The sequence below is a fragment of the Modestobacter italicus genome (assembly GCF_019799965.1).
Taxonomy (GTDB): domain Bacteria; phylum Actinomycetota; class Actinomycetes; order Mycobacteriales; family Geodermatophilaceae; genus Modestobacter; species Modestobacter italicus_A.
Map to the genome: position 1 here is coordinate 764,185 of NZ_JABGCJ010000001.1, position 23,977 is coordinate 788,161.

The window sequence follows — 23,977 nt, forward strand, 5'->3', positions numbered from 1 at the left end:
TCAGGCGCCCGGGTCGAACGCCTCCACCGCGGGCAGGAACACCTGCTCCCGGTACACGTCGCTCCGGGCCGGGCTGCTGGTCACCTGGACCACCGCCAGGCCCGCCCCGGTCTCGGCCAGGGCCAGGTCGACCCGCTGGCCGAGGTCGTCGAGGCGGTACAGGTCCCAGGTGAGCGCTCCCGCCTGCACCTGGTCCACCGGCTGGGGCGCGCCGGAGCCCAGCTGCGCCGCGAGCTGCTGCAGCACCTGGTCGGCCGTCGCCCCGGGCACGACCTGCTGCACCAGGGTGACCAGCGGCGACTGCTGGAACGCCCCCGGCAGCACCTCGGCCCATCCCTCCGGCCGGGCCCCGGAGACGCCCAGGTCCTCGCTCTCCCACGGCGTCATCTCGACGGTCACGTCCTCGGCGGTGAAGACCGGCGGCTCGACGTCCGCCACGCAGGAGACGTCGGGCTCGGCGTCCGGATCGGCCAGGAAGTCCCGGACCAGCTGGGCCGCGCACTCGTGGGTGCCCACCGAGCCGTGACCGGTGTACGGGAACTCGACGAACACCCCGTTGGACAGGTCCCCGGCCAGCTGCTCACCCCAGCGCGGCGGGGTGATCGGGTCCAGCTCGCCGGCCAGCACCAGGGTGGGCAGGTCGCTGCTGAGCGCCTCGTCCTTACCCGGCCCGCCCGCACCGGCGTCCCAGTCGGCGCAGACGTCGAAGATGCCGGCCCCCTGGGTCGGGTTGCCGGTGAAGAAGCCCTCGACCAGGGGGTGCTCGGTGGCCGCCTCCGCCACGGCCTCCCGGTCGCTGGAGCTGACCTCCTCCTGGCACTGCACGGACAGCTGCTGGCCCACGCTGACCAGGTCCAGCTGCTGGGCGGAGGCGCCGAGCAGCAGGCCGATCGTGCCGAACTCGCCGTTCGCCGCTGCGTCGAGCACCTCGGGCAGGAGCGGGATCAGCTCGGTGGAGTACATGCTCTGGAACAGGAACCCGACCAGACCCGCGCCGTCCAGCGGGCTCTCCACCCGCTCGCCGGTCGTCGGGTCGACGACGGTGACCGGGACCGGGGCGGCGTCCAGCTGCGCGACGAGGTCGGTGACGGTCTGCTCGAGGTCGGGGAACTGCTCGGCGCACCCGGCGTCCGCGGCGCAGGTGGCGAACAGCGCCTCGATCGCCCGGGCGGCGTTCTCCGGGCCCTCCTCGTACAGGTCGGCGTCGATCGGGTAGGCGGCGTCCAGCACCACCGACCGGATCCCCTCGGGGTGGTCACGCATCGCGGTCTGCGCGAGCCGGGTGCCGTAGGAGATCCCGTACAGGTTCCACTCCTCGTGCTCCAGCGCCCGGCGCAGGTCGTCGAGGTCGGCGGCGGAGGCGGCGCTGTCGTAGTCGGAGAGGTCGATGCCCTCGTCGACCAGCCGCTGGTGGCACTCCTCCAGCGACGCGGTGGCCTGGGCCGCCAGCTCCTCGACCGGCGCCCCCGACCCCAGCGACTCCCGGACCCAGGAGCTGTACTCGTCGCACGCCAGCGACGGCTCGCTGAGCCCGGTGCCCCGCTGGTCGAGCAGGATCAGGTCGCGGTCCTGGGCCAGCGGCTCGTACAGCTGCCCGAACGCCAGGGGCACGAACTCCAGCGCGCCCTGCCCCGGCCCGCCGGAGAGGTAGACGAGCGGGTCGTCGGCCGGCTCCTCGGCCGCGGCCCGGACGACCCCGAAGGCCAGGGTGACCGTGCCGGCGTCCGGGTCCTCGCGGTCGGCCGGCACCTCCAGCGTGCCGCAGTCCAGGTCGACCCCGGCCGGCACCTCGACCTCGCACGCCCCCCACTCGACCGCCCGGGGGGCGGCGGCACCCGAGGTCGCCGCGGCGTCCCCGTCGTCCCCGGAGCCGGTGCACCCGGCCACCAGGAGGAGCAGGGCGAGCGGCACAGCCGCCGGACGACGATCCACGTGGGCACTCTCCGCACTCGATGACGGGCTGGTCGCTCTCCGGTGCGGGCCGGCCACGCCGGCCCCGTTGATCACCGCGGGCAGTCAACCAGGTCAGCGGCCCGCCGGCCCGTCCTCCTGCCCGGACGGCCACCGACCGGGTCAGGCGGCGCGGCGCTCCCCGGCGGTCGCGGTCGCATCCCGCGGCCAGTCGGCGCGGGCGTCGTCGTCCGCCGATCCCCAGGCCGGCTCGTCGGCCGCCGGCAGGAGGCCCTGCGGCCGGTCCCGGGCCCGGCCGACCGGTCCGGTGGGCCGCGTCCTGGTCCGCAGCGCCAGCACGCTCACCAGCACCGCCCCGGCCAGCAGCAGCAGGTGCCCGCCCGCCCGGCCGGCGTGCACGTGCCCGGCACCGAGGTCGGCGACGGTCACCCACGCCAGGACGGCGGTGAACGGCAGCAGGAACGGCAGCGACCCGGTGGCCAGCCGGGGCAGCACGGCGACCACCAGGAAGCAGGCGGCCAACCCCAGGTTCCAGGCCCCGGTCTCGTGCGCCAGGTGCACCGGCGCGCTCATCCCCGTGCCCGCACCGCCCAGCGCGGGCAGGCTCACGGCCAGCTGACCGGCCCCGACGACCAGCAGCGCGAACCGGACGACGGTGTCCAGCCACCGGCGTCGTCCGCCGGCCACCGGCGCGCGGGTGGGTGCGGGCGCCGGCAGCCGGCCCAGCACCGCGGCGGTGACGTCGGGCACCGCGACCACCGGCGTCAGCCGGGCCCGCCGGGTCACCTCGGCCGCGGCGTCCGCCCAGTTCCGGCAGGCGGCGCAGCCGGCCAGGTGCTCGTCGACCCAGCGCTGCGGCCGGCCCGGGGACTCGCCGTCCAGACCGGCCGAGACGGCCTCGCGACACGCTGCACAGCTCACGCTGGCATAGTCGCCGCCGACAGACGCAGAGTTCCCGGAGGGTGTGACGTGGGGCAGCTGGAACGTCTCGCGGCACGAGCGGCCGAGGGCGACGGTGCGGCGCAGGCCGCGCTGATCCGGGAGACGCAGGCCGACGTGTGGCGGCTGTGCGCCCACCTCGCCGACCGGCAGGCCGCCGAGGACCTCACCCAGGAGACCTTCCTGCGGGCCCTGCCGGCGCTGGCCCGGTTCGAGGGCCGGTCGTCACTGCGCACCTGGCTGCTGTCCATCGCCCGCCGGGTCTGCGCCGACCACCTGCGCGCCCGCACCCGGCGCGGGCTGGTGCTGGTCGGCGAGGACACCGAGCTGGCCGAGCTGGCCCGCGACGTCCCGGCCGACGAGGTGGGCGGAACGGTCGCCGCCCAGGACGTGCTGGACCGGCTGGAGCCCGAGCGCCGGGAGGCCTTCGTGCTCACCCAGCTGATCGGGCTGCCCTACGCCGAGGCCGCCGAGGTGGTCGGCTGCCCGATCGGCACCATCCGCTCCCGGGTCGCCCGGGCCCGCGCCGACCTGGTCGACGCGCTGGTCGCCGCCGACCACCCGCGCTCCCGCCGCCCTTCCTGACCCACCCCGGCGCGGCGCGGCCCGGCCATGTCGGCGAACACGGCCGGACGGGAGCTCAGGGGTTGTGGGCCGCCAGGCGGCGCAGCCGCTCGTTGTAGGCGACCAGCTCGGGGTCGTCGCCGCTCTCGCCGCGGGCGATCGCCCGGTCCCGGGCGCGGTCGGCGGCCTTGTTCGACCGCTCCTCCGAACGCACCCACTGGAAGAACACCACGGCCAGCACCAGCACCGTCGGGAACTCACCGAAGGACCACGCGATGCCCCCGGCCAGGCCCTGGTCGTAGAGCGGGTCGACGTCCCAGGACTCCGGCGGGGTGGCGTAGCTGGTCAGCAGCAGTGAGCTGCTCATCATCACGATGACGCCGAAGAAGGCGTGGAACGGGGCCGGGAGCAGCAGCTCGAGCATCCGCGCGCCGTGCCCCGACCGCCGCGGCCAGGGGTCGATGGCCAGGATCGGGCCGAAGAACAGCAGCCCGGTGACCAGGAAGTGCAGCAGCATGAACGTGTGCCCGGGCGTCGTCGCCATCAGGTCGTCGAAGACCGGGGTGAAGTAGACGCCGTACAGGCTGGCGATGAACAGCGGCACGGTGAACAGCGGTGAGGCGACCGCCTGGCCCAGCCGGCTGTGCAGCCCGGCCAGCAGCAGCCGCCGGGGCATGCCCGCCGGACCTCGATCGGCCGGCAGCACCCGCAGCGCCAGGGTCACCGGCGCGCCCAGCAGCAGGAACAACGGCGTGATCATGCTCAGCACCATGTGCTGCACCATGTGCAGGCTGAACAGCGCCATCCCGTAGGACTGCAGCCCGCTGGCGGTCACGTAGAACAGGCTCGCGCAGCCGGCCAGCCAGGACGCCGTCCGGAGCGGCGACCAGCTGATCCCGCGCTGCCGCATCCGGAGCAGGCCGACCAGGTACGCGGCGGCGAGCAGCACGGCCAGCCAGGCGACCGGTGACGCCGCGCCCAGGTCCAGCCCGAGCACCCGGCCGGTGGTCGGCGGGAGGTCGGGCATGTGCATCGACCCCATGCCGCCGTGCTCGTGTCCCACGCTCGTCCTCCCTCGCGCCCTGCCGTGCCGGCTCCACGGTAGGCCCGCCGCCGACGGGGGTGCGTGCACGGCCGCCGCCGTGACCCCCGACACTGTCTCCGGAACGAGTTCGGCCGTTCGCCTGGAGGCTGGGCGCCGGTTGCCGATCCCGCTGGGGAGCGCCGTCAGCGTGGACGGCGTTCCCCCGCGACCGCCGGGTCGTGGTCGCCTCCGCACGGGGGGAGGCGACCACGACCCGGCCTCACACGGTCAGCGAAGGGTGACCTGGCGGGACAGCAGACCGGCCCGGGCGCGGCGCTCGTCCGCGGTGAGCGGCTCGGTGACCGCGAGCGCGGCCTCCAGCCGGGTCTGCAGCTCGGCCGAGGGGCCGGCCCAGTCCGCGCCCGGCGTCTCCGCCGGCACGTCCCACACCGGCACCAGCAGGCCCAGGGCGCGGAAGGCGCCGGCGTAGCGGGTGCCCTCCCCCAGGGTCAGCTGCTCCGCGGCCCGCAGCCGGGCCAGCGCGTCGAGGAGCTGCTCCTCCGGTTCCGGCCGCACCCACCGGACGTGCGCCCGGTCGTCGCTGGGCCGGCACCAGTAGGCGGCCTCCAGACCGGCCAGCCGCACCGTGGGCATGACCATCTCGTTGGCGTGCTGCAGCCCGGCCCGGGCAGCCGGGTCGACCTGGGCGCCCTCCAGCCAGAACTCGAAGTCGTCGTGCACCGTGACCTCGAACGGCGCGGAGAGGTCCAGCAGCTCCTGCAGCCGGGGCCCGGCCGAGCCGGCCCCACCGATCGGACCCGGGTCGACCGGGGCACCCGCCGGGGCCTCCAGCGCCGCGGCCAGCGCCGTCCCCAGGTCGCGGCTCACGTCGTCCGAGGAGGTCGCCAGCTGGACGCCGAGCAGGATCTCGCCGTTCGCGCGCACCAGCGCCGGGGTGCCGCCGGGCAGCACGCTGGCCAGCGTGACCGAGCGGCTGTCGGTGGTGGTCAGCGTGGCCGTGGCGGCCGGCACCAGCTCGCGCAGCGCGACCCAGTCGACCTCGGCGGGCAGGCCCTCGAAGGGCCGCAGCACCGGCTGGGCGTAGCCCGAGCCGTGGCAGTGCTTGTAACGGCGACCGGAGCCGCAGGGGCACGGGGCCTTGGGGTTGACCTCCCCGGCGGCGGGGGCGACAGCGGCGGCGGAGCGCTTGCGTGGAGCCATGCCCGCCAGCCTATGTGGCTCCCCCGGCCGACCCCCGCGAGCGCACGCCGGGCGGCCGCGGGAGGGGCCGGACCGGCGGCGCCGCTCACTAGACTCACTCCAGTGACCCTGGCTCCTGCTCCACTGGACCTCACCGACGCCACGGTCGTCGCCGACCCCTACCCGGCGTTCGCCCTGGCCCGCGCGGCCGCGCCGGTGCAGTGGCACGAGGGCCTGGGGCTGTGGCTCGCGTTCACCCACGCCGAGTCCAACGCGGTGCTGCGCGACCGCCGGCTGGGCCGGCTGTGGTCGGACAAGGCGCCGGCGGAGCGGTTCGAGAGCTTCAACCTCATCCACCGCAACGCCATCCTGGAGATGGAGCCACCGGAGCACACCCGGCTCCGCCGGTTGATCAGCGCCGCCTTCGCCCGCGGTCACGTCGAGCGGCTGCGGCCCTGGGTGCAGGAGCTGGCCGACTCCCTCGTCGACGGCCTGGTCGAGCGCTCCGCCGGGCGGACGCCGGTCGACGTGCTGTCCGGGATGGCCGAGGAACTGCCGGTCGCGGTCATCGCCGAACTGCTCGGGGTGCCCGCGGCCGACCGGCCACTGCTGCGGCCGTGGTCCAACGCGATCGTGAAGATGTACGAGTACGGCCGGACGACGGCCGTCGAGGACGACGCCGAGCGGGCCGCCGCCGAGTTCGTCGCCTACCTGCGTGAGCTGGCCGCCGAGCGCCGCCGGGCCCCGGGCGAGGACCTGCTGACCCACCTGGTCACCGTGCGGGACTCCGCGGGCGACCGGCTGACCGAGGACGAGCTGGTCACCACCTGCATCCTGCTGCTCAACGCCGGGCACGAGGCGACGGTGAACGTCAGCGGCAACGGCCTGCTGGCGCTGCTGGAACACCCCGCCCAGCTCCAGCGGCTGCGGGAGGACCGGGCACTGCTGCCCACCGCGATCGAGGAGCTGATGCGCTTCGACTCACCGCTGCAGCTGTTCGAGCGCACGGCCACCGAGGACGTCGAGATCGGCGGGGTCACCGTCGAACGGGGACAGAAGATCGCCGCCCTGCTGGGCAGCGCCAACCGCGACCCGGCTGTCTTCGCCGACCCCGACACCCTGGACGTGGGGCGCACCGACAACCCGCACATCTCCTTCGGTGCCGGCGTGCACTTCTGCATCGGCGCCCCGCTGGCCCGGGTGGAGCTGCAGGCCTCCTTCGGCGCACTGCTCGGCCGCACCTCGGCGCTCGAGCTCGGCGCCCCGGCCCGCCGCCGTCCGGAGTTCGTCCTGCGCGGCCTGCACGACCTGCCGGTGGTCCTCACCCCCTGACGGCCATGTCGGCCACCATGGCCGTCAGGGGCGGAAGGGCCCGCTCAGGGCCGCCCACTGGAGCAGCAGGATCGTCTTGGCGTCGGCGATGCGCCCGTCTGCGACCATCTCCTGCGCCTCGTCGAAGGGCAGCTCCAGCACGTCGATGTCCTCGCCCTCCTCGGCCAGCCCGCCGCCGGCGGTGGTGCGCTGGGCCGGCGTGTAGGGCGCGGCGTAGAAGTGCAGCCGCTCGGTGACCGACCCGGGGCTCATGTACACGTCGAACACGTGCTCGAGCTCACCGATCGCGACACCGGTCTCCTCGGCGGCCTCCCGGCGGATGGCGGCCTCGGGCGCGTCGTCGTCCAGCAGGCCCGCGGCGGTCTCGACCAGCAGCCCGTCGGGGTGGCCGTTGACGTACACCGGCCAGCGGAACTGGCGAGTCAGCAGGACCGTGCGGCGCGCGGTGTCGTACAGCAGCACGGTGGCCCCGTTGCCGCGGTCGTAGGTCTCCCGCGCCTCGCGGACCCACGTGCCGTCCGACCGGCGCCGGTCGTAGGTGCTCTTGCGCAGCACGTGCCAGCCGGAGGCGAGCAGCTCGACGTCCACGACGCGGACGTCGGGGTTGCCGGTCAGGTCGCGCCCGGCCTGGTCCAGCCCGGTGCGGCCGCGGTGATCGGGCACGTCGATGCCCGGCCGCCCGGTGGCCCGCGCCCCGGTCACGGCCGGACCCCGGGCACCTCGTCGACCGACCGGTGGACAGGGAGACCCCGATCGCGGGCGAGGGCGACGTCCTGGTCGGCGCCCACCGACTCCTCCGGCCCGGCGGCCGTCGGCTCCGGGTCGTCGCCGGTGCCCGACCGGGAGGGGCCGGCCAGCAGGATGAGCATCGGTCTCGCCATGGTCGTCGTCATGGCCGGCATAGTATCGGCACAATCGTGCAAGAACGAGGGAGAACGTGCATGCTGGCCGCGCAACGACGGGACACCATCCTGGACCGGCTCCGCACCGAGGGGCGCGTCATCGCCCGCGACCTCGCCGAGGAGCTGGGCACCTCCGAGGACACCGTGCGCCGCGACCTCCGGGACCTGGCCGCGGCCGGCCTGTGCCAGCGGGTCTACGGCGGGGCGCTGCCGGCGTCCCCGGCCGTCGCCGACTACCGGGCCCGCCAGTCCGTGGGGACGGCGAGCAAGCAGGTGGTGGCCGCTGCCGCGGCCGCCCTGGTCCGGCCGGGGGCCACCCTGCTGCTGGACGGCGGCACCACCGCGCTGGCCGTCGCGCACGCCCTGCCGCCGGACCTGCGGGCCACCGTGGTGACCCACAGCCCGACCGTGGCCGCGGCGCTCGTCGAGCACCCGACCGTGGAGGTGTTCGTGATCGGCGGGCGGCTGTTCAAGCACTCCGCGGTCACCAGCGGGGCCGCCGCCGTCGAGGCGCTGGCCGGCGTCCAGGCCGACCTGTTCCTGCTGGGGGTCACCGGGGTGCACCCGGTCGCCGGGCTCACGACCGGCGACGCGGACGAGGCCGCGATGAAGCGGGCCCTGGCCCGCCGGGCGGCGGACACCTACGTGCTGGCCAGCGCGGAGAAGATCGGGGCGGCCTCGCCGTTCACCGTGCTGCCGTTCACCGAGGTCGCCGGCGTGGTCACCGACGTGCCGGCCGACGACCCGACGCTGGTCGAGCTGGCCGCGGCGGGAGTGCGCCTGCTCGGGCCCGGCCGCGAGGGCTGAGCCCTCCGCCGGGTCCGAGGGACGACGACGCCCCGGCCGGGAGTCCCGGCCGGGGCGTCGCACGGCCCTGTGCCCCCACCACGAGCCTGCGCGTGGTGGGGGCTCTGCCTCAGAGGCGCTGGTTGAGGCGGTGGTAGGCCGCGGACCAGCGCAGCTCCTTGGCCAGGCTGCGGCGGGTGGTGTCGGCGTCGATGAGCACCAGCTCGGTCTGGAAGACCTCGGCCAGGTCGGTCAGCTCGTCGGCGCCGAGCTGGGTGGACAGCACCGTGTGGTGCGGCCCGCCGGCGGTCAGCCAGCCCTCGGTCGCGGTCTCGAAGTCCGGCCGGGGCTCCCAGACCGCCCGGGCCACCGGCAGGTTCGGCAGCGGCTCGGAGGGCTCGACGACGTCGATCTCGTTGGCCACCCAGCGGAACCGGTCGCCCAGGTCCGACCAGCCGATGGTGATGCCGGCGGCGGGGGCGGCGGTGAACACGAGGCGGGCCGGGTCCTCGCGGCCGCCGATGCCCAGCGGGTGCACCTCCAGCCGCGGCTTCTCCCCCGCGATCGTCGGGCACACCTCGAGCATGTGCGCGCCGAGGATCTTCGGGGTCTCCGAGGCCAGGTCGTAGGTGTAGTCCTCCATGAAGGAGGTGCCACCGGGCAGGCCCTGGGCGGCGACCTTGAGCACCCGCAGCAGCGCCGAGGTCTTCCAGTCCCCCTCGCCGCCGAAGCCGTAGCCGTCGGCCATCAGCCGCTGCACGGCCAGGCCGGGGAGCTGGCGCAGCCCGCCGAGGTCCTCGAAGTTCGTGGTGAACGCGCCGAAGCCGCCCTCCTCCAGGAACGAGCGCAGCGCCACCTCGATCCGGGCCTGATAGCGGACGCTGTGGTGCCGGTCGCCGCCGGGGCGCAGGTCGGCGTCCATCTCGTAGAGGTCGCCGTACTCGGCGACGACCGCGTCGACGGCGGAGTCGGAGACCCGCTCGACCACGGCGACCAGGTCGTTGACGCCCCAGGTGTTCACCGACATGCCGAAGCGGATCTCCGCCTCGACCTTGTCGCCCTCGGTCACGGCGACGTTGCGCATGTTGTCGCCGAACCGGGCCAGCTTCAGGCCGCGCGCGGCGGCGGCACCGGCGGCGGCGCGGGCCCATGAGCCGACCCGGGCCTGGACCCGGGGGCTGCCCGCGTGGCCGGAGACGGTGGTGCGCGGGGTGCGCAGCCGGGTGAGCATGAACCCGTACTCCCGGTCGCCGTGGGCGGCCTGGTTGAGGTTCATGAAGTCCATGTCGATCGTCGCCCACGGCAGGGCGGCGTCGGCCTGGGTGTGCAGGTGGAGCAGGGGCTTGCGCAGCGCGTCCAGCCCGGAGATCCACATCTTCGCCGGGGAGAAGGTGTGCATCCAGGTGATGACGCCCAGGCAGTTCGGGTCCTCGTTCGCCTCGCCCATCGTCTTCCGGATGGCGCCGGCGTCGGTGAGCACCGGCTTCCACACCACCCGCACCGGCACGGCGTCGGCGCCGTCCAGGGCCGCGGCGACCCGCTGCGACTGCTCGGCGACCTGCTGGAGGGTCTCCTCGCCGTACAGCCCCTGGCTGCCGGTGAGGAACCAGATCTCGGAACCCTCGAATGCCACCTGCTGCTCCTTCGTGTTCATCGCTGTCCGTAGACGTTCTGGTAGCGCGCGTACAGCGAGTCGATGTCCGCCTGCGCGATCGGCTTCGGCTCCCCCAGCTGGCGGGAGAGGTGGACGGTGCGGGCGACGTCCTCGGTCATCACGGCGGCCTTGACCGCGGCCTTGGCCGAGGGCCCGATGGTGAAGACGCCGTGGTTCTTCATCAGCACCGCCGGCGAGCGGTGCCCCTGCAGGGTGGCGACGATGCCCTGGCCGATGGAGTCGTCACCGATCAGCGCGAACGGCCCCACCGGGATCGGTCCGCCGAACTCGTCGGCCATCGCGGTGAGCACGCAGGGGATCTCCTCGTGCCGGGCCGCCCAGGCCGCGGCGTAGGTGCTGTGCGTGTGCACCTGGCCGTTGACCTCGGGCATGTTCCGGTAGACGTAGGCGTGCGCGGCCGTGTCGGACGACGGCGCCCGGACGCCGTCGACGGCGTTGCCGTCCAGGTCGCAGACGGTGATGCCCTCCCAGGTCAGCTGGTCGTACTCGACGCCGCTGCCCTTGATGACGAACAGGTCCTCGCCGGGCACCCGCTCGGACACGTTGCCCGAGGTCCAGGTGACCAGCTCGTAGCGGGTGAGGTACGAGTGCAGGTGGGCGACGTGCTCGCGCTGCGCGCGGAACGTCCCCTGCTCCGTGCGGGTGGGGGTGGCGGTCATGCCGGCTGCTCCTCGCTGGTGGTGGACGGGGTCGGGTCGGATGCGGCCGGCCGGTCGCCCACGCGCACGTGCGCCACGGCGGCCCGCTCGACCGGGAGGGCGGCGACGTAGCGGCGCATGAAGGCGTCGAAGCCGGCGACGTCGTCCGGGTCGGGCTCGACGGTCTGCAGGCTGGTGCCGGCGAAGACCGAGGTGGCCAGGTAGTCGGCCAGGTCCTGCCCCGGCGCACGACCGGTGGCGAAGGCGGCCAGGACGGCGATGCCCCAGGCACCGCCCTCTGCGGCCACGTCGCCGACCGAGACCGGGGTGTCGATCGCGGCGGCCAGGAACCGCTGCGCCACTCCCTCGGTCTTGAACAGGCCACCGTGGGCGAACATCCGGTCCAGCCGCACGCCCTCGGCCTGCAGCACGTCCATGCCGATCCGCAGCGTGGCCAGCGAGGAGAACAGCTGGGTGCGCATGAAGCTGCCCAGGTCCAGCGGGCTGTCCGGGGACCGCAGGAACAGCGGGCGCCCCTCCTCGAAGTCGGTGATCGGCTCACCGGAGAGGTAGTTGTAGGCGAGCATCCCGCCGCCGTCCCGCGCGCCGTCCAGCGCGGCGGTGAACAGCGTCTGGAACACCTGCGCGGAGTCGACCTCGGCCCCCAGTGCCCGGGCGAACTGGGTGAACAGCCCGGCCCAGGCGTCCAGCTCACTGGCCCCGTTGTTGCAGTGCACCATCGCCACCGGGTCACCGGCCGGCGTGGTGACCAGGTCCAGCTCGCGGTGCACCCCGGCGAGGTCGCCCTCGAGCACGACCATGGCGAAGATGCTGGTGCCGGCGGAGACGTTGCCGGTGCGGGGCGCGACCGAGTTGGTGGCCACCATCCCCGTGCCGGCGTCCCCCTCCGGCGGGCACAGCGGGGTGCCCGCCCGCAGCCGTCCGGCCGGGTCGAGCAGCCGCGCGCCGGCCTCGGTGAGGGTGCCGGCCGGCTGGCCGGCGACGGCGACGGCGGGCAGCAGCCCGGCGAGGCCGAGCTCGGCCCCGGCCTCGGCGGCCAGCTGGTCGAACCGGGCAAGCATGGTGGCGTCGTACCCGCCGGTGGTGGCGTCGATGGGGAACATGCCGCTGGCGTCGCCGACGCCCAGGACCTTCTCGCCGGTGAGCTGCCAGTGCACGTACCCGGCCAGGGTCGTCAGGTGGTCCAGCCGACCGACGTGCTCCTCGCCGTCCAGCACGGCCTGGTAGAGGTGCGCCACGCTCCACCGGTGCGGGATGTTGACCCCGAACTCGGCGCTGAGCCGCTCGGTCGCCCGGCCGGTGTTGGTGTTCCGCCAGGTGCGGAACGGCGCGAGCAGCGTCCCGTCGGCGTCGAAGGCGAGGTAGCCGTGCATCATCGCCGACACCCCGAGCGCGCCGACCCCGGCGAGCTCGACATCGTGCCGGCGGCGCACGTCCTCGGCCAGGGCGGACACGCTCCGCTGCACGCCGGACCAGACCTCGTCCAGCGAGTAGGTCCAGAGCCCGTCGACCAGCTGGTTCTCCCAGTCGTGGCTGCCGACGGCCAGGGGCTCGTGGTCCGGCCCGATCAGCACCGCCTTGATCCGGGTCGAACCGAGTTCGATGCCCAGGGCCGTGCGGCCCGAGGTGATCGCGGCGCCGGCGTCGGTCGTCATGTCAGGGGTTCCCTCCCGCCCACCGGTGGGTGGGCTCGTCTCAGCGATCCGATCGACCGCGAGACGCGGCACGAGTCGTGATTGTTAGCGTTAACATCCGCGTCGTCAAACGGCACGGGGCATGAGTCGGGCCGGCGCGGTCGACGCCCGCACCACCAGCTCGGGCAGCACCGGATCGGCCTCCAGCTCCTCACCGCGCAGCCGGGCGAGCACCAGCTCGACGCCGCGGCGCCCCAGTTCGGCGAAGTCCTGGCGCACCGTCGTCAGCGGGGGCAGGTAGTAGGCGCACTCGGGGACGTCGTCGAAGCCGACCACGCTGATGTCACCGGGCACCGACAGACCCTCCTCGCAGAGCGCGTTGAGCACCCCCAGGGCCATCTGGTCGTTGGCCACGAACACCGCGGTGACCTCGTCGGCCGTGCCACGGGCGGCGCGCGCCATGGCGGCCAGCTCCCGGCCGGCCGCGAAGCCGGAGGAGGGCCACCAGTCGCCGCACAGCACCTCGGGCACCGGCGCCCCGGCGGCCTCCAGCTCGCGGCGCCAGCCGACCCGCCGGCCCCGCGCCTCCAGGGAGTCCCCCGGCCCGGTCACGTGGTGCACCGTGCGGTGCCCCAGGTCGAGCAGGTGGCGGGTGGCCAGTGCGGCGCCGACCTCCTGGTCCACCCAGACGGTCGGCCGGGCGTCGTCCCGACCGACCTGGACGGCGATCAGCGGCACCGGCGCCTCGAACCGGCGCAGCGCATCGACGGCCTGCCCGTAGGTGGACAACGCCACCACTGCGTCGACCGACTGGCCGACGAACAGGTCGACGGCCTCACGCATGGCGACCTCGCTGTCGTCGTCCAGGATGGCGACGCTGAGCGAGTAGCCCGCGGCGCGGGCGGCCTTCTCCAGCCCGAGCAGCGTCTGGGCCGGGCCGTACTGGTTGATGTGCGAGGTGACCAGCCCGATCGTCCGCGTCGAGCCGGTCACCAGGGCGCGGGCGGCCGTGTTGGGGCGGTACCCGAGTTCGGCGATCGCCCGTTGCACCCGCTCGCGGGTGCCGGGCGCCACGTTCGGGTGCCCGTTGACCACCCGGGAGACCGTCTGGTGCGAGACCCCGGCGCGGGCCGCCACGTCGGACAGCCCGAGGGAACGCGTCGATCCGTCCGGCAGCACGGTTCCCCCTTCCGGAGGACGGCGACGATGCCGTCCTCGACTGGGGGGCGGCCCCGATGCCGCCCCCCGACCGGTGGTGCTGCGGACTACGTCAGCGGGAGGAGCCGGCGCGCCGCTTGTTGTAGACGTCGAAGGCGACGGCGAGCAGGAGCACCAGGCCCTTGACGACCGACTGGATCGACTGGTCGACGCCCATGAGCTGCATGCCGTTGCTCATGACGGCCATGATCAGACCACCGACCATGGCGCCGACGACGGTGCCGACACCGCCGGTGACGGCAGCGCCACCGATGAACGCGGCGGCGATGGCGTCGAGCTCGAACATCTCACCGGCGGCCGGCTGGGCGCCGTTGGACCGCGAGGAGTAGATGATCCCCGCCACCGCGGACAGGAAGCCCATGTTGACGAAGATCCAGAAGTTGACGGCCTTGACCTTGACGCCGGAGAGCGTCGCGGCCGACAGGTTGCCGCCGATCGCGTAGACCTGGCGGCCGAAGACCGACCGCTTGGTGACCACGCTGTAGACCAGGATCAGCGCCGCCAGGATGACCAGCACGTACGGCAGGCCACGGGCGTTCGCGAGCTGCCAGGCGAAGGCCATGACGACCAGGCCGACGGCGACGATCTTCGCCACGAACAGCGGGAAAGACTCGACCGGCTGCTTGTAGGCCGTGCGGGCCTGGCGGGTGCGGAACTGGCTGAAGGCGTAACCGGCGACCGCGACCCCACCGATGAGCAGGGTGAAGGCGTCGTAGCCGTTGCCGCCGATCAGCCCGTTGGAGAAGCCGCTGGCGATCTTCTGGTACTCGCTGGGGAACGGCGAGAGGGAGATGTTCTCCAGCACCTGCAGGGTCAGGCCGCGGAACAGCAGCATGCCGGCGAGGGTCACGATGAAGGCGGGGATGCCCACGTAGGCGACCCAGAAGCCGTGCCAGGCCCCGACCACCAGGCCGACGGCGATCGCGGCGAGCGCGCCGACCCACCAGGGCACGCCCTGCCGGATGACCAGCACCGCGGAGACGGCACCGGTCAGCGCCACCACCGAGCCGACCGACAGGTCGATGTGGCCGGCGATGATCACGATGACCATGCCGATGGCCAGCACCAGGATGTAGGAGTACTGCAGGACGATGTTCGTGATGTTGCCGGGGCTCAGCGAGGTGCCCTCGGTCAGGATCGCGAACAGCGCGACGATCGCCACGAAGGCGATGTAGATGCCGCTGGTCCGCAGGTTGCGGGAGAACAGCGAGCGGAAGTCGCTGCCCTCGCCGCCAGCGGCGATGGCAGGCGCCACGTCCTTCTGGGCGGTGGCCGACTGCGCTTCCGGCTCCGACGACGGAGGCACGGTCCTGGTCATGCTGCGAGCTCCTTGTCCTTGGTCATGAGCACCATCAGGTTCTCCTGCGTGGCCTCGCGCACCGGCAGCTCACCGGTGATCCGGCCGGCCGACAGCGTGTAGATGCGGTCACAGATGCCGAGCAGCTCAGGCAGCTCGGAGGAGATGACCACGACGGCCTTACCGGCGGCGACCAGCCGGTTGATGATGGTGTAGATCTCGTACTTGGCGCCCACGTCGATGCCCCGGGTGGGCTCGTCGAGGATCAGCACGTCCGGGTCGGTGAACAGCCACTTGGACAGCACGACCTTCTGCTGGTTGCCGCCCGACAGCTTGCCGACGATCGACGAGACGCTGGGCGCCTTGATGTTCATGCTGCGCCGGCTGTCCTCGGCGACCTTCGTCTCCTCGTTGCCGTCCACCCAGCCGCGGCGGGCCAGCTTGCTCAGGCCCGCGGCGGACACGTTGCGGCGGATGTCCTCGATGAGGTTCAGGCCGTACTTCTTGCGGTCCTCGGTCGCGTAGGCGATGCCGTTGTCGATCGCCTCGGTGACGCTGCGGGCCTTGACCTCGCGGCCGTGCATGAAGATCCGGCCGGTGACGTCCCGGCCGTAGGACCGGCCGAAGATGCTCATGGCCAGCTCGGTGCGCCCGGCGCCCATGAGGCCGGCGATGCCGATGACCTCACCGGCGCGGACGGAGAACGAGGCGCCGTCGACGACCAGCCGGTCCTGGGTGGGGTGCTTGACCGACCAGTCCTCGACGCGGAGCACCTCCTCGCCGGGGTGCGACTCACGCTCGGGGTAGTACGACTCCAGGTCGCGGCCGACCATCCCGCGGATGATCCGGTCCTGGGTGACCTCGCCGGCGTGCAGGCTCAGCGTCTCGACGGTCTGCCCGTCGCGGATGATCGTCACGCTGTCGGCGATCGCGGTGATCTCGTTGAGCTTGTGCGAGATCATGATCGAGGTGATGCCGCGCTCCTTGAGGCTGCGCAGCAGACCCAGCAGGTGCTCGGAGTCGGTGTCGTTCAGCGCTGCGGTCGGCTCGTCCAGGATCAGCAGCTTGACGTCCTTGGACAGCGCCTTGGCGATCTCCACCAGCTGCTGCTTGCCCACGCCGAGCTGGCCCACCGGGGTGGTCGGGTTCTCCCGCAGGCCCACCGAGTCCAGCAGTGCCGCGGCCTCGGCGTTGGCCTTGTTCCAGTCGATCAGGCCGTTGCGGCCGCGCCGCTCGTTGCCCAGGAAGATGTTCTCGGCGATCGAGAGGTAGGGCACCAGGGCCAGTTCCTGGTGGATGATCACGATGCCGGCGTGCTCGCTGTCCCGGATGCCGGAGAAGCGGCTGACCTCGCCGTCGAAGACGATCTCGCCGTCGTAGGTGCCCGCGGGGTAGACCCCGGACAGCACCTTCATCAGCGTCGACTTGCCGGCACCGTTCTCGCCGCAGATGGCGTGGACCTCGCCACGCGCCACGGCGAGGGAGACCTCCGACAGCGCCTTGACGCCCGGGAAGGTCTTGGTGATGGAGCGCATCTCCAGGATGTTGTCCATGGGACTACGTCGTCCTCGCCCTCTCAGCGGGATGGGTGGGGGCCGGTGTGCGACACACGGCCCCGCGTTTCCGGTTGCCCGGCTCCCCGGGCTGTCCCGGCCCTGTCCAGTGGCAGGTCCAGGAGGTGGTACCGGCCGGGCTCGGCAGCTGTGCGCCGAGCCCGGCCGGGACTGTGGGGCCGGACGTCAGTCCGACTGGCCCGAGGCGACCTCTTCGGCCGTCCAGTAGCCCGAGTCGATCAGCTTGGACTGGATGTCCTCGGCGTAGACCGTCTCGACGGGCAGCAGGTAGGAGGGGACGACCTTGACACCGTTGTCGTACGTCTCGGTGTCGTTGGCCTCCGGCTCCTCACCCTCGAGGAAGGCCTCGGCCGCGGTGACGGCCTGCTCGGCCAGCTGGCGGGTGTCCTTGAAGATCGTGGAGCTCTGGACACCGTCCTGGATCAGCTTGACCGAGGCGATCTCGGCGTCCTGACCGGTGATGACCGGCATCGGCTTGGCGTCGGTGCCGTAGCCGGCGTTCTGCAGGGCGGTGATGATGCCGCGCGAGATGCCGTCGTAGGGCGAGAGGACGCCGTTGACGACCGAGCCGTCGCTGTAGCTGGAGGTGAGCAGGTCCTCCATGCGGCGCTGGGCCGTCTCCTGCGACCAGCGCAGCGTGGCAGCCTGCTCGATGCTCGTCTGGCCCGACTTCACGACCAGCGTGCCGTCCTCGATGAACGGCTCCAGGGTGTCGTAGGCACCGTTGAAGAAGAACCCGGCGTTGTTGTCGTCCAGCGAGCCGGCGAACAGCTCGACGTTGAACGGACCGGTGGCACCCGTCGGGTTGCCGTCCTTGTCGGTGACACCCAGGCCGGCCAGCAGGGCGGTGCCCTGCGCGACGCCGACCTTGTAGTTGTCGAAGCTGACGTAGAAGTCGACGTTCTCGGTGTCGCGGATCAGCCGGTCGTAGCTGATGACCGGGATGCCCTGGTCGGCGGCGTTCTGCAGCTGCGCGCTCAGCGCGGTGCCGTCGATCGCGGCGACGATCAGCAGATCGGCACCCTCGGTGATCATCTGGTCGATCTGCTGCGCCTGGGTCGGGATGTCGTCACCGGCGAACTGCAGGTTGACGTCGTACCCGGCCTCCTCCAGCTGCGACTCGACGGCCTCGCCGTCGGCGATCCACCGCTCAGAGGTCTGCGTGGGCATCGCGACACCGATGGTGAGGTCACCCGGGTCGGCGTCCGCGGTGTCGTTGTTGCTGCCGGCGCCGCCGCCGCCACAGGCCGTGAGGCCGAGGGCCAGTGCGGCACCGAGGGCGGTCAGCCCGAGCTTCTTGTTCACTGCCACATCTCTCCTTCGAGACATCTGCCGCCCGTTGGCGCAGGCCCGCCGCTGTGCGGGCCGAGACAGTGTGAGCGCTAACAACGGGGGTGCGTCAACCCCTTGACCCCAAGTTGATCGTCACGGTCGCGTAACGACGCGTTCACGTGCTCCCGACCAGGGCACCCCGGCTGCCGACCCCCTCCGATGGGAGGGGGTCGGCACCGGGCCCGCTACTCCCGGGTGCCCGCCGCGGCCGCGCGCGATCGGCGCAGCAGCGCTCGGGTGGGCAGGCCGGTGGCCACCAGGGTGAGGACGACGACCCCACCGAGGATCGCCACCGCGACCGGCGCGGGCACGTACGGCCCGGCCCCCGTCGCCCCGCGCACCGACTGCTGGAGCGTCCCCCAGGCGATCAGCGAGCCGAGCACGACCGCGGCCCCCGAGACGACGAGCGCCTCCAGCCGGGCGGTGCGCAGCACCTGACGCCGGGTCGCACCGATCATGCCCAGCAGCGCGACCTCCCGGCCGCGGGCGAGCCCGATCATCACCAGGGTGTTCACCGCCGCGATCGCGGCGAACCCGGCCAGGGCCGCGGCCACCACGTTGTTCAGCCACGTGTCGGCCTGCCCCTCGGCGCGCTGCTCGGCCGCGAGGGCGGCCGGGGTCGCCGTCCGTGCCCCCGGCCCGGCCACGTCCCGGAGGGCGGCGAGCCGGCCGTCGGTGGGTGGCCCGGCATGGCGGACCAGCACCTGCTGGACCACCGGGCCGGAGGCCGGCCCGCGCACCGACTCGTAGGGCATCAGCGCCGAGGCCGTGCCCAGGCCCCGGCTGTAGACGGCGACGACCTCCGGGCGCATCGGGGTGCCGTCGGGGGCGTAGAGGTCGACCCGCTCGCCGACCGTGGCGCCCAGTGCCCCGGCCAGCTGGTGGTCCAGGGCGATCGTGCCGGCGTCGTCCCCGCCGGTCGCCGGCCGCAACCGCGCCAGGTCACCGGCGCGCACCCCCAGGTCGAGGGTCTCGGACAGGCCGTCGAGGTCGCCGGCCACGCCGTAGGCGCTGTAGGGCACCAGCTCACCGACCGAGCCGCCCACCACCGAGCTCGGCAGCACGCCGATCGCCGCGCTGACCCCCGGCAGGTCGGCCACCTGCCCGGTCACCTCGGCCGGCAGCACGCCGGCGGAGGTGACCACCGTGTCGGCGACCAGGGCCGCCTCGGCCTGGGTGCGGGCGGCCCGGTCGACGCTGCCCTGGAGGAACAGCGTCGTGCCGGCGAAGGCGACCGCCATGACCAGCGGCGTGATCGCCGAGGCGAGCCGGCGGCTGTTCGTACGGCCGTTGGCAGCGGCCAGCCGGCCCGCGACCCCGAACCGGTCGAGCAGCGGCTGCACCAGGCGGGCGATCAGCCCGGCCAGCACCGGGCCGAGCAGCCCGACGGCGATCAACAGGGTCAGCACGACGGTCGTGGCCAGGCCCATGCCCAGGTCGCCCGGGGCGTTGGCCGACACGACGGCCAGCGGCACGCTGCCGGCCAGCGCGACGAGCCCCAGCAGCCAGCGCATCGGCCCGAGCCGGCCACCGGCCAGGGTGACCTCGCGCAGCGCCTCCGCCGGCCGGATCCGGGCCGGACGGCGGGCGGCCAGCACCCCGGCGACGATCGCCGAGGCCGCCACGATCAGCGCGCTCACCCCCAGCGCGAGCGGGCCGACCGACAGCTCGACACCGGGCACGAGGAGGCCGCGGTCCTGCATCGCGCCCAGCAGCCACCGGCTCAGCAGCACCCCGGGCACCAGCCCCAGAGGTGCGGCCAGGAGCGCCACCAGGCCGGCCTCCACCCCCACCGTGCGGCGCAGCTGGCGCGGCGTCGCACCGATCGCCCGGAGCAGGGCCAGCTCGCGTCCCCGCTGCTCGACCGCCAGCGACGTCGTGGACACCACCACGAAGACGGCGACCACGAGCAGGATGCCGCCGAGCGAGCCCCCCAGGGCGGTCAGCATCTCCCGGGTCATCGCGAACCCCGGGCTCTCCACCTCGCCCCGCTCGTCCCCGGTGGTGACCACCAGGCCGGTCGGGCCGGCCGCGGCGTCGTCGACGACGTCCCGCACGGCACCGGCCAGCTCGGCGGTCGACGTCCCGGCCGCCGGCAACACGGCGATCGCCTGGACCCGGCCGGGGTGCCCGGCCAGCGTGGCGGCGTCCGCATCGGCGAACCAGGCCCGCGGGCCGCCCCCGGACGGCGACTCGACCAGCGCGGCGACGGTGAACGACGCCTGGCCCGACGGCGTGGTCAGCGCGACGTCGTCACCGACCCGCAGCCCGGCCGCTCCAGCGGTGGCCGGGTCGAGCGCGACCTCGCCGCTGTCCGGTCCGTCCGAGGCCGGGACGTCGGACGGCGGCCACAGGGCGGTGGCCGACCAGCCCTCGGCCGTCCACGCCGGCCCGGTCGCCGTCGCCAACGCGTCCTCGGCCGGGGAGACCGGGAACGAGGTGTCGGGGACGACGGTGCCCACGCCGGCGAGTGCGGCCAGCCGGTCGGCCAGGCCGGCGTCCACCAGCGGGCGCTCACCGAGCACCGTGCTCGCCGTCCAGCCGTCGTCCTGGACCTCGCGGACCTCGTCGCCGGCGGCGACCACCACCGGCGCGGTGACGTAGCGGTCGGGGGTGGCGCCGGCGGTGATCCCGGTCTGCAGGAAGAGCGCCGCGGCCGACACGGTGGCCGAGGCGAACAGCAGCGCGACGAAGGCACCGACGAACGACGACGGCCGGAAGCGGATGGACGCCCTGGCCAGACCGTTGGGACGCCAGCTCATCGCAGCGCCCCGGCCTGCGCCCCCGGGCCGGTCAGCTCCACCATCCGGTCGGCGATCTGCTGCACCGACGGGCGCGCGAGGTCGGCCACGATCCGCCCGTCGGCCAGGAAGACCACCCGGTCGGCGTAGGAGGCGGCCAGCGCGTCGTGGGTGACCATGACCACGGTGGCCCGGTCCTCGTCGACGATGCCGCGCAGCAGGCGCAACACCTCCGCCGCCGTCCCGCTGTCCAGCGCGCCGGTCGGCTCGTCACCGAAGACGACGTCGGGCCGGCTGACCAGCGCCCGGGCGATGGCGACCCGCTGCTGCTGGCCACCGGAGAGCTCTGCCGGGCGGCGGCGGACGTGACCGCCCAGGCCCACCCGGTCGAGCACCTCGCGGGCCATCTGCTGCCTGGCCGGCCGTCCGGACAGGCGGAGCGGGAGCAGCACGTTGTCCGCGGCCGTCAGCGAGGGCAGCAGGTTGAAGGACTGGAAGACGAAGCCGATCCGCTCCCGCCGCAACCGGGTGAGCTCCTCCTCGCTGAGCGTGGTCAGCTCGGTGCCACCGAGCCGGACCGACCCGGAGCTGGGCCGGTCGAGACCGGCCGCGGTCTGCAGCAACGTGCTCTTGCCCGAGCCCGACGGCCCCATGACGGCGGTGAAGCTGCCGCGGGTCATGCCGATGGAGACGCCCCGGAGGGCGTGCACCACGGAGTCGCCGCGCCCGAAGGTGCGCGTGACGTCGGTCAGCGAGACGACGTCCGCGGTCTCCGACGGTGGGACGGGTGTGGGAGCGCTCTCTCGCGAACGCTGCCGGCTGGACCTCATGCCGTGCCTCTCTGTCTCGTGGGTCAGGTCAGGCGACGGCACTGTCGATGCGGATCATGACCGAGCGGCCGCCGGCTGTCATCGGGCCGACGCCCGAGACCCGGCACGCGGGTTCGGACGGGCCGACGAGGGCAGCCGCCGGGCCGGGCGCCGCCACGTGGCCGCGCCACGGATGATCATGACCCGGCGCGCGGCCCGGAGACGATGCCGCCAGCCGGTGTACGGGGGTCGGGCTGGCCCGACCATGCAGGGCCGGACCGCGTCCGACACGGGTGGAACGTGAGCCCGGTCACTGGCACCATGCGGCCATGCGCGGGCTGATGCAGGACGTCCCCCTGACCGTCGACTCGATCTTCCGGCACGCCGAACAGCACCACGGCGACGTCCCGATCGTCACGAACAACCCCGGCGGGAAGGTCCGCACCACCTACGCCGAGTGGGCGATGCGCACCCGGCGGCTGGGCGGGGTGCTGGACACCCTCGACATCAGCGCTGACGGCCGGGTGGGCACCTTCGCCTGGAACTCCGCCCGCCACCTGGAGCTCTACTTCGCCGCCCCGTGCACCGGCCGCGTGCTGCACACCCTGAACGTGCGCCTCTTCCCCGAGCAGCTGACCTACATCGCCAACCACGCCGAGGACGAGGTCGTCTTCGTCGACCGCACGGTGCTCCCGCTGCTGTGGCCGCTGATCGACACGATGACGACCGTCCGGCACGTGGTGGTGATGGACGACGGCGGGGACGCCGAGATCCCCGACGACCCCCGGGTGCACGACTACGAGGCACTGCTGGCCGACGCACAGCCGGTCGACTTCCACACGACGGACGAGAACGCCGCGGCCTCCATGTGCTACACGAGCGGCACCACCGGCAACCCGAAGGGCGTCGTCTACTCCCACCGCTCGACGGTGCTGCACACCATGGCCGTGGTCTCCCCCAACGGCTTCGGCATCGGCGTGGAGGACGTCGCGATGCCGATCGTGCCGATGTTCCACGCCAACGCCTGGGGGATCGCGCACGCGGCCCCGGCGGCCGGCGCGGCGATGGTCTTCCCCGGCGCGATGATGCAGCCGCAGGCGCTGGCCGAGCTGATCGTCGACGAGGGGGTCACCTTCACCGCCGGCGTGCCGACGATCTTCCAGGGGGCGCTGCCGCACCTGGCCGGGCGCCCGCACCGGCTGCGCAAGATCGGCTGCGGCGGGTCAGCGGTGCCCAAGGCGCTGTCCGAGGCCTACCGCGAGCAGGTCGGCCTGCCGCTGTACCAGGCGTGGGGCATGACCGAGACCCACCCGGTCGCCTCGGGCGGCACCCTGTCCGCACGCTGGGCCGACGCCGACGACGCCACGAAGGCCGACCGGCGGGCGCGACAGGGCGTGCCGCTGTTCGGGGTCGAGGCCCGGATCGTGGAGGCCGGCACGACCGACCGGCTGCCCTGGGACGACACCGCCACCGGCGAGCTGCAGGTGCGCGGCCCGTGGTGCGCCCGCGACTACTACCAGCCCGACGCCGGGGTGGAGCTGTCGACCGAGGACGGCTGGATGAAGACCGGCGACGTGGCCGCGATGGACGAGGCCGGCAACATCCGGATCGCCGACCGCACCAAGGACCTGATCAAGTCCGGTGGGGAGTGGATCTCCTCGGTCGACCTGGAGAACGCGATCATGAGCCACCCGGCGGTCGCCGAGGCCGCGGTCGTGGCGATCCCGCACCCCAAGTGGGACGAGCGGCCGCTGGCCTGCGTCGTCCTCAAGCCCGGCGAGCAGGCCAGCGAGCAGGAGATCCTGGACCACATCACGCCGCTGGTGGCCAAGTGGTGGCTGCCGGACGCGGTGGAGTTCATCGACGAGGTGCCCAAGACCAGCGTCGGCAAGTTCTCCAAGAAGGACCTGCGCACCCGCTTCGCCGAGTACCCGGCCCGGGGCTGATCCCCGTCCGGCCATGTTCGCCAACATGGCCGGACGAGGGTCCCCCTCAGACGACGTAGGGCGGGCGACCGGTCTCGCTGACCATCGGCCGGCCGGCCGCGTCCCACTCGCCCATGCCGCCGCCCACGTTCACCGCGTCGTAGCCGTTCTGGTTCAGCCAGGCGGTGACCCGGGCAGAGCGGCCGCCGCTGCGGCAGGTGACGTAGAGCGGGTCACCCTCGGGCACGTCGGCGAGCCGGGCCGGGACGTCGCCCATCGCGATGTGGGTGGCACCGTCGATGTGCCCGGCCGCCCACTCGTCGTCCTCGCGCACGTCGAGCACGACGGCGTCGTCGGGGACCTCGGCAGCGGGGACGGTGGGGACCTGCATCGGCATCATCACGGCACCCATCGTCCCATCCGCATGCCGCCACCACCGGTGGAGCGGCTCACCG

At 73.6% G+C, this 23,977-nt stretch carries 20 protein-coding genes; 4 read left to right on the forward strand and 16 right to left on the reverse strand.

Annotated features, from left to right (window positions below):
* The gene (locus HLA93_RS03705; protein ID WP_222192892.1) at window positions 1-1,932 is read right to left on the reverse strand and encodes an alpha/beta hydrolase; all 1,932 of its coding nucleotides are present in this window, start codon (window positions 1,930-1,932) and stop codon (window positions 1-3) included.
* A 141-nt stretch (window positions 1,933-2,073) separates the two neighbouring features.
* Window positions 2,074-2,832 (reverse strand): zf-HC2 domain-containing protein, encoded by a 759-nt coding sequence (locus HLA93_RS03710; protein WP_222192893.1) that lies wholly within the window; start codon window positions 2,830-2,832, stop codon window positions 2,074-2,076.
* A gap of 48 nt (window positions 2,833-2,880) precedes the next feature.
* Between HLA93_RS03710 and HLA93_RS03715 the strand changes: the two genes are divergently transcribed.
* Window positions 2,881-3,435, forward strand: coding sequence for a sigma-70 family RNA polymerase sigma factor (locus HLA93_RS03715; RefSeq protein WP_222192894.1), 555 nt, complete (start codon window positions 2,881-2,883; stop codon window positions 3,433-3,435).
* Between the two features lie 55 nt (window positions 3,436-3,490).
* Here HLA93_RS03715 and HLA93_RS03720 read toward each other — a convergent pair whose 3' ends face one another.
* Together HLA93_RS03720 and HLA93_RS03725 are read right to left on the reverse strand one after the other, a co-directional pair.
* Entirely contained in the window at window positions 3,491-4,477 is a 987-nt protein-coding gene (locus HLA93_RS03720; protein WP_222192895.1) for a cytochrome c oxidase assembly protein, read from the reverse strand.
* 249 nt (window positions 4,478-4,726) lie between these two features.
* Window positions 4,727-5,659 carry a DUF5926 family protein gene (locus HLA93_RS03725; RefSeq protein ID WP_222192896.1) on the reverse strand — a complete coding sequence of 311 codons (933 nt, stop codon included), beginning with the start codon at window positions 5,657-5,659 and terminating at the stop codon, window positions 4,727-4,729.
* A gap of 102 nt (window positions 5,660-5,761) precedes the next feature.
* On the opposite strand from HLA93_RS03725, the gene HLA93_RS03730 reads away from it, so the two are divergent.
* Complete coding sequence (locus tag HLA93_RS03730) at window positions 5,762-6,970, forward strand: cytochrome P450 (RefSeq protein WP_222192897.1); 1,209 nt, start codon at window positions 5,762-5,764, stop codon at window positions 6,968-6,970.
* 24 nt (window positions 6,971-6,994) lie between these two features.
* Here the strand turns inward: HLA93_RS03730 and HLA93_RS03735 are convergent, their stop codons facing one another.
* Complete coding sequence (locus HLA93_RS03735; RefSeq protein WP_222192898.1) at window positions 6,995-7,672, reverse strand: NUDIX domain-containing protein; 678 nt, start codon at window positions 7,670-7,672, stop codon at window positions 6,995-6,997.
* Window positions 7,669-7,863 (reverse strand): hypothetical protein, encoded by a 195-nt coding sequence (locus HLA93_RS03740; protein WP_222192899.1) that lies wholly within the window; start codon window positions 7,861-7,863, stop codon window positions 7,669-7,671. The genes HLA93_RS03735 and HLA93_RS03740 overlap by 4 nt, the downstream gene beginning before the upstream one ends.
* Before the next feature lie 48 nt (window positions 7,864-7,911).
* Here HLA93_RS03740 and HLA93_RS03745 point away from each other — a divergent pair, with 48 nt between their 5' ends.
* A complete protein-coding gene (locus HLA93_RS03745; RefSeq protein WP_222192900.1) occupies window positions 7,912-8,679 on the forward strand; it encodes a DeoR/GlpR family DNA-binding transcription regulator in 768 nt (255 codons plus the stop codon).
* A gap of 109 nt (window positions 8,680-8,788) precedes the next feature.
* On the opposite strand, the gene araA is transcribed toward HLA93_RS03745, so the two are convergent.
* From araA to HLA93_RS03790, 9 genes are all read right to left on the reverse strand, one after another.
* Window positions 8,789-10,312 carry an L-arabinose isomerase gene (araA, locus tag HLA93_RS03750; RefSeq protein WP_222192901.1) on the reverse strand — a complete coding sequence of 508 codons (1,524 nt, stop codon included), beginning with the start codon at window positions 10,310-10,312 and terminating at the stop codon, window positions 8,789-8,791.
* Entirely contained in the window at window positions 10,309-10,992 is a 684-nt protein-coding gene (locus tag HLA93_RS03755) for an L-ribulose-5-phosphate 4-epimerase (protein ID WP_222192902.1), read from the reverse strand. The genes araA and HLA93_RS03755 overlap by 4 nt, the downstream gene beginning before the upstream one ends.
* Window positions 10,989-12,647: a xylulokinase gene (locus HLA93_RS03760; protein ID WP_222192903.1), complete on the reverse strand. Its 1,659-nt coding sequence runs from the start codon at window positions 12,645-12,647 to the stop codon at window positions 10,989-10,991. Before HLA93_RS03760 ends, HLA93_RS03755 begins: the two co-directional genes overlap by 4 nt.
* Window positions 12,648-12,752: 105 nt before the next feature.
* Window positions 12,753-13,805: a LacI family DNA-binding transcriptional regulator gene (locus HLA93_RS03765; RefSeq protein WP_222192904.1), complete on the reverse strand. Its 1,053-nt coding sequence runs from the start codon at window positions 13,803-13,805 to the stop codon at window positions 12,753-12,755.
* A gap of 91 nt (window positions 13,806-13,896) precedes the next feature.
* Complete coding sequence (mmsB, locus tag HLA93_RS03770; RefSeq protein WP_222192905.1) at window positions 13,897-15,162, reverse strand: multiple monosaccharide ABC transporter permease; 1,266 nt, start codon at window positions 15,160-15,162, stop codon at window positions 13,897-13,899.
* Window positions 15,159-16,694 carry a multiple monosaccharide ABC transporter ATP-binding protein gene (gene mmsA / locus HLA93_RS03775; RefSeq protein WP_222192906.1) on the reverse strand — a complete coding sequence of 512 codons (1,536 nt, stop codon included), beginning with the start codon at window positions 16,692-16,694 and terminating at the stop codon, window positions 15,159-15,161. Before mmsA ends, mmsB begins: the two co-directional genes overlap by 4 nt.
* A gap of 186 nt (window positions 16,695-16,880) precedes the next feature.
* Window positions 16,881-18,020, reverse strand: a complete 1,140-nt coding sequence (chvE, locus tag HLA93_RS03780) for a multiple monosaccharide ABC transporter substrate-binding protein (protein ID WP_222192907.1) — start codon at window positions 18,018-18,020, stop codon at window positions 16,881-16,883.
* A 212-nt stretch (window positions 18,021-18,232) separates the two neighbouring features.
* Window positions 18,233-20,809 (reverse strand): FtsX-like permease family protein, encoded by a 2,577-nt coding sequence (locus HLA93_RS03785; RefSeq protein ID WP_222192908.1) that lies wholly within the window; start codon window positions 20,807-20,809, stop codon window positions 18,233-18,235.
* Complete coding sequence (locus HLA93_RS03790) at window positions 20,806-21,618, reverse strand: ABC transporter ATP-binding protein (protein WP_222192909.1); 813 nt, start codon at window positions 21,616-21,618, stop codon at window positions 20,806-20,808. The genes HLA93_RS03785 and HLA93_RS03790 overlap by 4 nt, the downstream gene beginning before the upstream one ends.
* Before the next feature lie 308 nt (window positions 21,619-21,926).
* Here HLA93_RS03790 and HLA93_RS03795 point away from each other — a divergent pair, with 308 nt between their 5' ends.
* On the forward strand, window positions 21,927-23,543 hold the full coding sequence (locus HLA93_RS03795) for a long-chain fatty acid--CoA ligase (RefSeq protein WP_222192910.1): 1,617 nt from the start codon (window positions 21,927-21,929) through the stop codon (window positions 23,541-23,543).
* Between the two features lie 46 nt (window positions 23,544-23,589).
* Here HLA93_RS03795 and HLA93_RS03800 read toward each other — a convergent pair whose 3' ends face one another.
* Window positions 23,590-23,934, reverse strand: a complete 345-nt coding sequence (locus HLA93_RS03800) for a rhodanese-like domain-containing protein (RefSeq protein WP_246625503.1) — start codon at window positions 23,932-23,934, stop codon at window positions 23,590-23,592.
* Window positions 23,935-23,977 lie beyond the last annotated feature (43 nt).